The sequence below is a fragment of the Collinsella sp. AF16-8 genome (assembly GCF_003462695.1).
GTDB lineage: Bacteria > Actinomycetota > Coriobacteriia > Coriobacteriales > Coriobacteriaceae > Collinsella.
Genome location: NZ_QRXX01000002.1, coordinates 154,254 through 166,408 on the forward strand (window position 1 = coordinate 154,254; position 12,155 = coordinate 166,408).

The 12,155-nt window shown below is 61.4% G+C and carries 10 protein-coding genes; 9 read left to right on the plus strand and 1 reads right to left on the minus strand.

The window, feature by feature from the left end; all coding sequences use genetic code 11:
* Positions 1-211: 211 nt before the first annotated feature.
* From DWW73_RS02970 to DWW73_RS02980, 3 genes are all read left to right on the plus strand, one after another.
* The gene (locus DWW73_RS02970) at positions 212-925 is read left to right on the plus strand and encodes an ABC transporter ATP-binding protein (RefSeq protein ID WP_117564507.1); all 714 of its coding nucleotides are present in this window, start codon (positions 212-214) and stop codon (positions 923-925) included.
* An 8-nt stretch (positions 926-933) separates the two neighbouring features.
* Positions 934-3,600 carry an ABC transporter permease gene (locus tag DWW73_RS02975; RefSeq protein ID WP_117778703.1) on the plus strand — a complete coding sequence of 889 codons (2,667 nt, stop codon included), beginning with the start codon at positions 934-936 and terminating at the stop codon, positions 3,598-3,600.
* A 203-nt stretch (positions 3,601-3,803) separates the two neighbouring features.
* Positions 3,804-5,009 (plus strand): DUF362 domain-containing protein, encoded by a 1,206-nt coding sequence (locus tag DWW73_RS02980; protein WP_117769774.1) that lies wholly within the window; start codon positions 3,804-3,806, stop codon positions 5,007-5,009.
* Between the two features lie 131 nt (positions 5,010-5,140).
* Here DWW73_RS02980 and DWW73_RS02985 read toward each other — a convergent pair whose 3' ends face one another.
* The gene (locus DWW73_RS02985) at positions 5,141-6,106 is read right to left on the minus strand and encodes an alpha/beta hydrolase (RefSeq protein WP_117778704.1); all 966 of its coding nucleotides are present in this window, start codon (positions 6,104-6,106) and stop codon (positions 5,141-5,143) included.
* Between the two features lie 186 nt (positions 6,107-6,292).
* Here DWW73_RS02985 and DWW73_RS02990 point away from each other — a divergent pair, with 186 nt between their 5' ends.
* The 6 genes from DWW73_RS02990 (at position 6,293) to DWW73_RS03015 (ending at position 12,078) form a co-directional block, all read left to right on the plus strand.
* Complete coding sequence (locus DWW73_RS02990) at positions 6,293-6,976, plus strand: hemolysin III family protein (protein ID WP_197032173.1); 684 nt, start codon at positions 6,293-6,295, stop codon at positions 6,974-6,976.
* A 110-nt stretch (positions 6,977-7,086) separates the two neighbouring features.
* Entirely contained in the window at positions 7,087-8,460 is a 1,374-nt protein-coding gene (locus DWW73_RS02995) for a hemolysin family protein (protein WP_117778705.1), read from the plus strand.
* A 24-nt stretch (positions 8,461-8,484) separates the two neighbouring features.
* Positions 8,485-9,318 carry a hypothetical protein gene (locus tag DWW73_RS10260; protein WP_233504106.1) on the plus strand — a complete coding sequence of 278 codons (834 nt, stop codon included), beginning with the start codon at positions 8,485-8,487 and terminating at the stop codon, positions 9,316-9,318.
* A 136-nt stretch (positions 9,319-9,454) separates the two neighbouring features.
* Complete coding sequence (locus DWW73_RS03005; protein ID WP_117778776.1) at positions 9,455-9,844, plus strand: YtxH domain-containing protein; 390 nt, start codon at positions 9,455-9,457, stop codon at positions 9,842-9,844.
* Positions 9,844-10,599, plus strand: a complete 756-nt coding sequence (locus DWW73_RS03010) for a PRC-barrel domain containing protein (protein WP_117634575.1) — start codon at positions 9,844-9,846, stop codon at positions 10,597-10,599. The genes DWW73_RS03005 and DWW73_RS03010 overlap by 1 nt, the downstream gene beginning before the upstream one ends.
* A 72-nt stretch (positions 10,600-10,671) precedes the next feature.
* The gene (locus DWW73_RS03015; RefSeq protein ID WP_233509100.1) at positions 10,672-12,078 is read left to right on the plus strand and encodes a polysaccharide deacetylase family protein; all 1,407 of its coding nucleotides are present in this window, start codon (positions 10,672-10,674) and stop codon (positions 12,076-12,078) included.
* Positions 12,079-12,155: the final 77 nt, after the last annotated feature.

Below are 12,155 nucleotides of genomic sequence, written 5' to 3' on the forward strand. Positions count from 1 at the left end.
GCTGGCAAGGACTGTCCCAATATGTCGGCACTTGGGGACGTTCCTTTCCTGCCGGCACTCATTGGGGACAGACTTAAATGAGCGATTTCACTCATTTAAGTCTGTCCCCAATGAGTAGGTTGGAAAAAATTGCGCCTGTCGCTTAAAAATAGTTCACCTGGGTTTACTATTACCTTAGAAAAGTAGCAGAAGGCTAACAACGGGGGATAGCATGGCGACAAAGCGTGCCTACGTCCAGGTCAACGGACTCAAGAAACACTATGGCGACGGTGATGCACGCCTGACGGTGCTCGACGGCATCGACACGTCCATCAACCGCGGCGAGATCTGCGTCATGCTGGGGCCCTCGGGCTCGGGCAAGTCGACCTTTCTCAACCTGATCGGCGGCCTGGAGGATGCCGACGGCGGCTCCATCATGGTGGACGGCTGCGATCTCACGGCGCTCAAGCCCGCCGATCTGGGCGAGTACCGACGCCGCGAGCTGGGCTTTGTCTTCCAGTTCTACAACCTGGTGCCCGACCTTACCATCAAGGAAAACATCGAGGTCATGGCGCACCTGTCCAAAAACCCGCTCAATGTCGACGATCTGCTGCGCTCGCTGGGCCTCTACGAGCACCGCAACAAGTTTCCGCGCCAGGTCTCGGGCGGCCAGCAGCAGCGCTGCGCCATCGGCCGTGCGCTCGTCAAAAATCCGGGCCTGCTGCTGTGCGATGAGCCCACGGGCGCGCTCGACTACAAGACATCCAAGGAAATCTTGCGGCTCATGGAGGATGTCAACCGCACCTACGGCTGCACCATCATCATTGTCACCCACAATGCGGCCATCGCGCACATGGCCAATCGCGTGCTGCGCCTGCGCGACGGGCGCATCGTCGAGGATGAGCTCAACGAGTCACCCGTCGCGGCCGCCGAGCTCGATTGGTAGGCGGCGCCATGACACCTCTCGCAAAACGTCTCCCGCGCGAGCTGCGCCGCAATATCGGCAAGTACCTGGGCATCTTTTTGCTTATGTGCGGAAGCATCGCCCTCACGTCGGGCTTTTTGCTCGCGGCGCATTCCATCGGCTGCCTCATTGACGACATGCGCGATGCATACACGATCGAGGACGGCCGTGTGACTACCTCCTTCGAGGCCACCAAAGATCAGCTCAAGGCTGCCGAAGACGCGGCTGAGGACGTCGGCGGCGTTACGTTCTACAAGAACTTCTCTATCGACGCCATCATCAAAAAGACTGCCGGCGACGACGGCACCAAGCGGACCCTGCGCACCTATGCGCACCGCGCTAAGGTGGACATTGCGTCCTACTGTGAGGGCAAGGAACCCAAGGCGGACGACGAGGTGGCCATCGACCGCGTCTTTGCCACCAATAACGACCTCGCCATCGGCGATAAGGTCGAGCTTGAGGGCCGCACCTACACCATCTGCGGCATCATGACCCAGCCCGATAGCCAGGCGTTGTTCCTCGACAATTCGGACTTTACGGTGAACACCATCACGTACGGCGTGGCCGAGGTCACCGACGCCGGCTTTGCCGCGCTCGAGGATGCCGGTGGCGCGCCTGCCTACACCTACTCCTTCACCTTTGCCGATCGCGACCTCCCCACCGCGGATCGCATTGATGCCGAGCAGGATATGGTCGAGGCGCTGACCGATGCCGATGCGCGCGTGGACGATCTGATCGATGCCGATTCCAACCAGGGCATTGGCTATGCGCGCGACGACGTGGACGGCGACTCCATGATGTGGATGACGTTGCTCGACATCATCATCGTGATCATGGCGTTTGTCTTTGTGGTGCTCACCGACGCCACCATCGAGGAGGAGAGCGCCATCATCGGCACGCTGCTCGCCAGCGGCTATCGCCGCCGCGAGATCGTGCTGCACTACCTGGCACTTCCCGCCATCGTGGGCGTGGTCGCGGCGCTTTTGGGCACCGCACTCGGCGTTGCGTTCTTTACCGAGCCCATGCGCGGCCTCTATTACGGTTCGTATAGCCTGCCTCCCTTCCAGGTGTACTGGAGCTGGGAGATCTTCGTGAAGTGCGCCGTGGTTCCCGCCGCCGCGCTCATCCTCATTACGCTGGTGGGCCTGCTCCGCAAGATGGGCAAGACGCCGTTGCAGTTCCTTCGTCACGAGGCGAGCGGTAAGTCGGGTACCAAGCGCGGTCTGCAGCTGCCGGAACGCATGGGCTTTGTCTCCCGCTTCCGTCTGCGCGTTTTCCTGCGCAACCTGGGCAACTTCGCCACGCTCTTCGTGGGCATTGCGTTTGCGTCGCTGCTACTGCTCTTTGGCCTGGCGATTTTGCCCACGATGACGCACTACGCCGACAACCTCGAGACGAGCCTGGTCGCCGAGCATCAGTACACACTCAAGGCGCCGCTGGAGCTCGAGGGCACTACCGAGGAGCGCGAGCAGTGGTCGGCACTCGAGCGCTTGCAGTCGGTTGACGGCGCGCTGCTTTCTGCCGCCCAGGATGCCGATGACGAGCTTGACGGCGCGGCCGATGCGGCGCAGACGGCAGCCGATGCCGCGACCGCATCTCCGTCTGCCGAGAGCCTGACCGCAGCGCAGGATGCGCTTGCCAAGGTCCAGGACAAGAAGGATGCGCTCTACGCGCGCCTTGACGATCTTGCCGATGCCCTCGGCTGCAACCGCGATGAGGCCATCGATCTGATCGACAAGGCCTCTAAGATCGACACTGACAACGACGATATCCACCCGGTCAATACGACCGACAACGGCGCGGGCGCAATCGCGCAGGCCGAGAAATATGCCGTTCACCAGCTGCAGTACGACCGTGGCGACGGCAATGGCGAGGAGACGATTTCTGTCTACGGCATCTCGTCCGATTCGCGCTACTGGAAGGGCCTCAACATCGGCGATGGCCGCGTCGTCTTTGGCGGCGGTCTGCTCGATAAGTTTGGCTGGAGCGAGGGCCAGAAGGTCACGCTCAGCGACAAGTACGAGGGTGAGCATTATTCCTTTGAGTACGCGGGCAAGGACTGTGCCTGGGGCTCCAAGTCGGACATGAACATCTATATGAGTATCGACGACTTTAACGAGCTGTTCGACAACGACGCCGCCTACTTTAACGGCTATGTGAGCGACGAGAAGCTCGACCTCGACGCGCGCTACTTTGCCGGCGACACCACGCCCGACGACATGCGCGCCGTGGGTGACCAGTTCATCGGCATGATGAGCAAAATGATCGGCATGATGGTCGGGCTCGCGGTGTTTATCTTCCTGCTGTTTATGTACCTGCTGACCAAAGCGGTGATCGACCACAGCGCCCGTTCGATCAGCTACATGAAAGTCTTTGGCTATCGCGATAGTGAGATCTCGCATCTGTACATCCGCTCGATCACGCTGTGCGTGGCGGCGTCGCTCGTGCTGAGCCTGCCGGTCATTATTGGCTCGCTCACGGCCATCTTCCGCTCGATGCTGCTCGCCTACAACGGCAATATCGAGATTTACGTGCCCACTTGGTCCATGGCGGCGTGCGTGGGCATCGGCTTTGCAACTTACCTGGTCGTGGCGCTGCTACACACGCGCTCTATCAAGCACGTCAGCCTAGCCGAGGCCCTCAAGGTGCAAGAGTAGTCATCGGGGACGTTCTTGAACGACTAGTCATCGGGGACAGTCTTTGTCGGATTGCCGGCTCGTCGGCCGGGCTGGCGGGGACTGTCCCTGACGGCACTCATTAAAGTCTGTCCCCAATGAGTGGCCGTGCTTGACTTCAACCCCACTTCAACGGGTACCATCCTCTATGTCTGTAACGCCATATAGACCGAGGGGATAGATCTATGACCGCAACTGCACCCGCAGCACCCGCTAAGGTGTACTTCACCAACCTGCGCACGCATGCTCGCGAGAGCCAGCTCGACAAACTCAAGCGCCTCATTCGCCGCGCCGGTATCGAGCAGATCGACTTTGAGAACAAGTTCGTCGCCATCAAGATTCACTTTGGCGAGCTGGGCAATCTGAGCTTTTTGCGCCCCAACTACGCCCGCGCCGTCGCGGATGTCGTCAAGGAGCTGGGCGGCAAGCCCTTCCTCACCGACTGCAACACGCTCTATGTCGGTAGCCGCAAAAACGCGCTCGAGCACATCGATACCGCCTACCAGAACGGCTTTACCCCGTATGCCACGGGCTGCCAGATCATCATCGCAGACGGCCTCAAGGGCACCGACGAGGCACTCGTTCCGGTCGAGGGCGGCGAGTACGTGCGCGAGGCAAAGATTGGTCAGGCACTCATGGATGCCGACATCGTGATCAGCCTCACGCACTTTAAGGGTCATGAGCAGGCCGGTTTTGGCGGCGCCATGAAGAACCTGGGTATGGGCGGCGGTAGCCGTGCCGGCAAGATGGAGCAGCACGCCGCTGGCAAGCCGAGCGTCGATACCACCAACTGCGTTGGCTGCCGTGCCTGCGAGAAGATATGCGCGCACAGCGCCATCACGTTTGACGGTACGCGTGAGCGCGAGCTTGCCAACGGCAGCACTCGCACGGTTCATGTGGCTGCCATCGACCACGATCGCTGCGTGGGCTGCGGACGCTGCATTGCGGCGTGCAACCAGGACTGCATCAAGCCCGACTATGATGCCGCGGCCGACGTACTCAACTACAAGATCGCTGAGTACACCAAGGCCATCGTCGACGGCCGCCCGAGCTTCCACATCTCGCTCGCCATGGACATCAGCCCCAACTGCGACTGCCATCCCGAGAATGACACGCCCATCGTCAACGACATCGGCATGTTCGCGAGCTTCGACCCGGTCGCCATCGACCAGGCCTGCGCCGACGCCGTCCTGGCGTCCGAGCCGCTGCCTAACACCGAGCTTACCGACAGCGCGGCCAAGATGGAGCATAATCACGAGCATCTGGAGGGCGAGCAGGCCAAGGATCCCTTCTGCATCACGCATCCCGACACCGACTGGCGCGCGTGCATCGCGCATGCCGAGAAGATTGGCCTGGGCACGAGCGAGTACGAGCTCATCGAGGTCAAATAGCGCCTAGCTATTGGACATATCAAGCGCTTTTGTAGCGCAACGTTAGTAAAAACCGCCCGTGAGCACAGCGCCCACGGGCGGCTTTTTGGAAGTGCTAGGGGCCAGATAGACCAGTAAACCGTACTATTTGCTTAAAAATTCTTGTCGAGGAACTCGTCGACCGTATTCCAGTAGAGCTCGGGGTCAACTTGCGCGCTCTTGGCGTGGGTGGCGCCATGGATGGTGAGCTTTTGCTTGACCTTGCTGGCGCACACGTCGTAGTTTTGGTCGAGCATGTCGTACGGCACAAAGGTGTCCTGGTCGCCGTGGATGAACAACATGGGAACCGTCGCGTGTTTGAGTTGCTCCACACTGCTCGCCTTATGAAAGTCGTAGCCCGCGCGCACGTTGCACACCAAGTTTGCTACATCGAGCAAGGGAAAACTGGGCAGGCCAAATACATCCTTGAGCTGCAGGGAAAACTCGTCCCAAACGCTTGTATAGCCGCAGTCCTCGATAATGCATTTCACATTTGCGGGCAGAGATTCCCCCGCTACGTTCATGGCAGTCGCCGCGCCCATCGACTCACCAAAGACCAGGATGCGCGCCTTGGGATCGGCCGCAACAATCCGCCCGATCCACGCGACGACATCGAGTCGCTCGGGCCAGCCCATGCCGATGTAGTCACCGCCGGAACGCTCGTGGGCGCGGGCGGCGGGTGCGAGTACGTTCATGCCGCGGTCGTGGAATCGCTTGACGTATCGGGCCATACCGATGGGCTCGTTGGTATATCCATGCAGGCAGACGGCGTAGTCGTGCGTGCTCTCCGACGCAGCAAAATACCAGGCGGCAAGCTCGGTCCCGTCATCTGCGGTGAGGCCGCTGCTCTCGCGATTCTCTTTAAACCACGCCCGCGCCTCGGTTCCCTCGGCATCCGGCTGCTCACTTTCTTTGCCGTCCTTGCCGTCCTGCATCATCTTCATGGTGTATGGCGCGCGGGGATTCAGCGCGAAGTCAAACAGAAAGTTGCCGGCAAATCCGAGCAGCGCAATGACAACCACCAGCGCAACGACGCCGGCTATCTTGAGCTTTCGATGGGAACGTGCGTTTTGAGACATAAGAAGCTTTCCTATAAGATGTTAATACATCAACATTTAATGCAAGCGCATTATGGACGTTCACCGTTGATGCGTCAACAGGCAAAGAATGGGTAAACAAAGGGTCACGTATGGTGCAAATTTCGCACGCACCCAGACGCTTTGATATAGTGTTGAGAACTCTTTACGTTGGAGGATGTAACCGGCATGTCCGATTCGAGCGACAGTTCCAAGCCGCGACCCAAGGCCGCGGCCGTTCCGCACTACACGGTGGGCGAGGAGATTATGAACTCCGTCACCCATGGTGTCGGCTGCTTGCTGGGTATTGCGGGTCTGGTGCTCCTGATCGTATTCGCTGCACTGCGCGGCGGTGGCCCGGCCCACATGGCCGCGGCAATTGTCTATGGCGTCAGCATCATCCTCGAATACCTAGCCTCCACGCTCTACCATGCGATTCAACCCGCGCGCGCCAAGCGCGTGTTTCGCATCATCGACCACAGCTGCATCTACCTGCTCATAGCCGGCAGCTATACGCCGTTTTGCCTCATCACGCTCGCAAACGACGGCGGCGCTGCGCTGTTCTTCGCCGTATGGGCCATCGCCATTATCGGCATCGCCCTCGAGTGCTTTATGCGCGAGCGCCAGCCGCACTGGGTAAGCGGCCTGGTCTACCTGCTGATGGGCTGGCTCGTTGTCTTTAAGCTGCCCGAGCTCGTGTCGCTGCTCAACCCCGTGGCACTTGCCCTGCTCGCTGTCGGCGGCGTGTGCTATACCGTGGGCGTGCCGTTCTACATCGCCAAAAACGTGCGCTATCTGCATAGTGTGTTTCACCTGTGGGTGCTCGCCGGCAGCATCTTCCAGTTCATGGCGGTGATTCTCTTCGTAATCTAGCGACCGCGCCTGCGCGCCCGCGTCCTCGTTTGGGCGCCGGTGCAATTGCCGTATCCGTCATCAACGTTTTGACCTGACGTCCCGAATCTTGGAGGTTCGAGAAACTCCCGATGGACATAACCATCTCCCTTATCACTACCCTCGTTTTGACCCTCATCAACGGCTACTTCTCTATGTCCGAGATGGCGCTCACCACGGCCAAGCGCGCCGTGCTGGAGCATGAGGCCGAGGAAGGCGACAAGCGCGCCGAGCGTGCCATTAAGCTGGCCGCCGACTCCGACCAGCTGCTCGCCACCATCCAGGTCGCCATCACGCTCGTGGGCTTCGCCTCGTCCGCCGTCGCCTCGACGAGTCTGTCCGACCCGCTTGCCACGTGGCTCATGAGCTTTGGCATCGCGCCGCTCTCCGCCATCGCGCGCGGCCTGGCGCCGGTCATCATCACCGTCGCGGTCGCCTTCGTGTCCATCGTGATCGGCGAGCTCGTCCCCAAGCGCATCGGCCTGGCCAATGCCGAGGGCGTGTCCAAGCAGGTCGTGGGCCCGCTTTCCGTGTTCCAGAAGATCGCCCGTCCGCTCGTGTGGCTGACTGGCGCTTGCTCCGATGGCCTGGCCCGCATCTTGCGTATCAAGAGTGCCGACGACCGTCAGAACGTCTCGGAAGAAGAGATCAAGTACATGGTCTCGGAGCAGGACGACCTGCTCGACGAGGAAAAGCGCATGATCCACGAGATCTTTGACCTGGGCGACACCGTTGCCCGCGAGGTCATGGTGCCGCGCGTGGACACCACCATGTGCGAGGACGACGAGACGGTCGCCAGCGTGCTATCCACCATGCGCCAGACCGGCTTCAGCCGCATCCCCGTCTATCACGAGGACCCCGACAACGTCGCGGGCATCGCGCACATCAAGGACCTGATCCAGCCCGCGCTCGACGGCAAGGGCGACCAGCCCATCGCCGGCTTTTTGCGCGACGCCACCTTTGTGCCCGACACCAAGGACATCCTGCCGCTGCTGTCCGAGATGCAGACCTCGCACGACCAGATCGTGGTCGTCGTGGATGAGTACGGCGGCACGGCCGGCATCATCACCATCGAGGACATCGTCGAGGAGATCGTGGGCGAGATCGAGGACGAGTTCGACCCCGACAACAAGTACCTCACGCGCCTTTCGCGCCGCGAGTGGCTCGTTGATGGGCGTTTTTCGTGCGATGACGCGATTGAGCTTGGTTGGCCGCTTGAGGAAAGCGATGATTATGAGACCATCGCCGGCTGGATTTTGGAGCTTTGCGACTCGGTGCCCGACATCGGAGAGGTGTTTGAGGTCGCGGGGTACAAGTTTAAAGTGCAGTCGATGCGTGGCCAGCGCATCTCGCTCATTCGCGTGATCGCTCCGGCCGAAACCGATAAGAAGGATTCCGAGTCTTCGGTAGACGAGCCGACGACGTCGGGTGCGGGTTCCGCGAATCCGCACGACGGCGACGAGTAGGACAAGGAAGAGTAGGGGAGAGTTATGGCAGGCCTGTTCAACATCCTTAAGGTCACCGTCAGCGAGGACAAGATCTGCGCGCACGTGCTGGTGAACCCCGGCATGCCGCTCATGACCTCGGAGGATATCGAGGCCACGGCGCGCGTGTACTACCTGGTGCCGGCGATTGCCAAGCACCTGTGCCTGGGCGATTCCGGCCGCGAGTTCCAGGACTGCATGGGTCAGACCGAGCTCTGCCACCTGCTGGAGCACGTGACGGTCGAGCTCATGAACGAGACCGGTCTTGCCGGTAGCATCTCGTGCGGCCGCACGCGCGTAAGCGAGCATGACGAGCGTGTCTTTGAGGTCGAGCTTTCGTGCCCCGACGACGCACTGGCCATCGGTGCGCTGTCGTCGGCCACCTTTATGATGGACTGGGCGTACCTGCACGCCGACCAGCCTGCCCCCGACGTGGAAGGTACGGTCGCGGGCCTGCGCAACCTGGTGCTGGGCATGCGCGCCGAGGCCGAGGGCAAGGATCCTCACGAGGCCGTCGCCGCTGCGAACGGCGAAGATGCTGCCGAGGACGAGGGCGCTGACGAGGGCGATGTGCCGGTCGACGCCGAGCCCGTTGCCGATGCGACCGCCGAGCCCGTTCCCACCGAGCCCCAGGGCGTCCCCAACTTTGACGACGAGCCCCAGGTGGCGATTGATACCGAGGGCGCGGTTGCCGAGAACCACGAGGCCTCCGCTGCCGTCTTTGGCGGTGCGGCGACGGTTCCGGCAGGACCTGCGCATGAGGGCGGCCTGCCGCTCGTGGACGGCGCCGGCGAGGACCCGGGTGCCACGGTGGCCATGCCGGCTATGCCTCAGGAGTAGGCCTACGCGTTTATCACCATCACGTACCCGCGTCTTTGCCGTACGCAGATGAGCGGAGCGGCAAGTGATGCGCTGCGGGTATAATGGACAGCATTCAAACGGTGGGCACCGACGTGCCCGCAGGAGAGGAATGATCATGGGTAAGACTTTCAGCTTTGTCTCCGGCGCACTTTTTGGTGCCGCTGCCGGCGCTATTATCGGTGTTGCTCTGGCCCCGCGCTCGGGCGCCGAGACCCGCGCCATGGCTGCCGATATCGCCAACGACGCCTGGGACAATATGCGCGACACCTACGAGCACAGCGCCGAGGAGGCCCGTGCTGCGGTGAATGACTTTGGCCCGATGGTCGACGCCAAGACCGACGACCTGCGCGCCAAGGTCGACCTGGCCCGCGAGCGCATGGACCAGCTGCGCGAGCAGCTCAACGACGCCATTTCGGGTGGCAACGTGACGCCTGCCGCCGACGTCGTGGTCGAGAACGCCGTCGAGGCCGATGCCGAGGCTGCGGAGCCCTCGACCGAGGCATAATGCGCGCCGGGGATTTTGTCGGCGCCAAGATCTATCGCAAGCCTACCGAGGACAAGCGCACCAAAAAGGACGGCACGCCGCGCAGCCCTAAAAAGCTCGGAAAGATTCACTTTCCGGTCTTTACCCCGGGCGGTACGCGCGTGGTCGGCTTTATGGTCCGCCAGTCCGATATCGCGGGCATGATCGAGCGTCCCGATCGATTCGTAGCGCTCGACGCCATTGGTGTCTACGAGGGCGCCATTGCGGTCGATGACGTCAAGGACACGTACGATGCCGCCGCCGCCAAGCGCCTCGACATCAACCTGGACGATTGCATCATCTGGGTCGGTATGGACGTGCGCACGGAATCGGGCGACGTCGTGGGCTATTGCTCGGACGTCGAGTTCAAGCCGCGCTCGGGCATCGTGCAGGCATTCTATGTGACCGCTGGTGCTGCTTCGAGTGTTTTGGTTGGTGACACGCAGGTGCCGCCGACGATGCTGCGCGGCTACGAGAACGGCGCGATGATTGTCTCGGATGAGGTCAAGGCGCTCGGGTATTCGGGCGGCGCGGCCGCCAAGGCTGCCGAGGCCAGTGTCGTGGTGGGCGATAAGGTCAAGAAGGGCGCCAAGGTGCTCGATGACAAGGGATCGGTCGCCGTGGACAAGGGCAGCCGCGCACTGGGCAAGCAGCTCGGCAAGACGCGCGGCATGTTCAAGGCCTTTAAGGACGAATACCAAAAGGCGAGCGGAGGCTCGTCAAAAGCTACAAAATAGTGACGTACCAAATGATGGGAGGCAAGCCGGAGACCTGTTGCTCCGGCTTGCTGTGTTTATGGGGGAGGGCACATGCGCCAAAACGGATCCAACTTAAACGGGCGTTCGGGTGCGCGTCCGACGGCGCGCCGCGACCTGGGGCAGCTGCCCAGCGGTCAGCGCCGCCGTCACCGTAAGCCCGGCGCGATGTATCTCAACCATAGCCGCGGCTTTAGCGATCGCAGCGCGCGCATCGGCAACAGCCGCACACCCCGTCGTTCGTCTCGCCTGCCCTACGCGCTCATCGCCGTGGGTTGCGCGCTCGTGCTGTTTATCGCTGCCGTCGTGGGCTACGTCAACCGCAGTGTGGACGTGGAGCTCAACGGCCAGAAGACAGCGGTGCGTGTGGGCTCTACGCTGCAGAATCTCATCGACGACCAGGAGTTGACTGACACCTACGACGCAGGCGACCTGCTGGCCGTCGATGACAGCGTGCTCAAGCGCCATGGGGGCGAAAAGCTGTCGGTGAAGGTCGACGGCAAGCGCGTGAAGCAGGGCAAATGGGATAGCCGCGAACTTGAGGGCGGCGAGAAGGTGACGGTCAAGGATGGCCGTAACACCTACGAGAAGCACGAGGTTCAGGCTACGGTTATCGAGCCCAAGCTCAAGGTCGAGGGTACGGGCGCTATCGAGTATGTGCAGACGTGGGGTGTCCAGGGCCGCTCCGAGGTGTGGGTCGGCGAGCAATCGGGCAAGACACAGGACCGCGGCGAGGTCGTGCCCGCCACCGATTGCGTCGTTGCGTGCGCCAGCGTGGCGCCCAAGGGCAACAAAAAGTACGTGGCGCTGACGTTTGACGAGGGTCCGAGCAGCGCTACCAAGCAGATCTTGCAGGTACTCAAGGAAAAGGGCGTCACCGCGACGTTCTTCCTGTCGGGCGATGCGGCCGAGGCATCGCCTGCCACGGCCAAGGCGATTGTCGATGCCGGGTGCGAGATCGGATCCAACAGCTACGGCGACGATTCGCTCAAGGGTCAGGACCGTGAGGCGGTACGCGAACAGATCACGAAAGGCACCGATGCGATTAAGTCGGCGACCGGCGTGAAGACGATGCTGCTGCGTGCTCCCTACGCTGCCTTTGACGAGCAAAACTGGATTGATGCGATGGACCTGGTCTCCGCCGTGGTCTCGTGGAATATTGACTCGGGCGACTGGCTGCTCAACGGTGCCGACGAGCAGGTCTCGACGGTGCTCGATTCGGTGACGCCGGGCAATATCGTGCTGCTCACCGATAGAGACGAATGCGCCGAGCAGACGCTCGAGGCGCTGCCGCAGATTATCGACGGCCTCATTGCCGACGGCTACAAGATCGTGACGCTCAGCGACCTGGTCAAGACGGACGCGTCGCTGAGCAAAAAGCTCACCTCGCTGACGAAGGTCACCATGCCCAAGGATGCCGTGTTCCCCCAACTTGCCGAGGACAACGACACCACAGAGTAGTTATTGGGTAGTCATTTAAGAACGTCCCCAATGACTATGTCACGGATGCGTCAGCGTTTGGTATGCCTGCAATGTGC

Bases quoted from the DNA above. Each gene is read 5' to 3' on its own strand.
- DWW73_RS02980 (WP_117769774.1), top strand. From the start codon at position 3,804: ATGACCGCAACTGCACCCGCAGCACCCGCTAAGGTGTACTTCACCAAC.
- DWW73_RS03010 (WP_117634575.1), top strand. From the start codon at position 9,844: ATGCGCGCCGGGGATTTTGTCGGCGCCAAGATCTATCGCAAGCCTACC.
- DWW73_RS03005 (WP_117778776.1), top strand. From the start codon at position 9,455: ATGGGTAAGACTTTCAGCTTTGTCTCCGGCGCACTTTTTGGTGCCGCT.
- DWW73_RS03015 (WP_233509100.1), top strand. From the start codon at position 10,672: ATGCGCCAAAACGGATCCAACTTAAACGGGCGTTCGGGTGCGCGTCCG.
- DWW73_RS02990 (WP_197032173.1), top strand. From the start codon at position 6,293: ATGTCCGATTCGAGCGACAGTTCCAAGCCGCGACCCAAGGCCGCGGCC.
- DWW73_RS02970 (WP_117564507.1), top strand. From the start codon at position 212: ATGGCGACAAAGCGTGCCTACGTCCAGGTCAACGGACTCAAGAAACAC.
- DWW73_RS02975 (WP_117778703.1), top strand. From the start codon at position 934: ATGACACCTCTCGCAAAACGTCTCCCGCGCGAGCTGCGCCGCAATATC.
- DWW73_RS02985 (WP_117778704.1), bottom strand. From the start codon at position 6,106: ATGTCTCAAAACGCACGTTCCCATCGAAAGCTCAAGATAGCCGGCGTC.
- DWW73_RS10260 (WP_233504106.1), top strand. From the start codon at position 8,485: ATGGCAGGCCTGTTCAACATCCTTAAGGTCACCGTCAGCGAGGACAAG.
- DWW73_RS02995 (WP_117778705.1), top strand. From the start codon at position 7,087: ATGGACATAACCATCTCCCTTATCACTACCCTCGTTTTGACCCTCATC.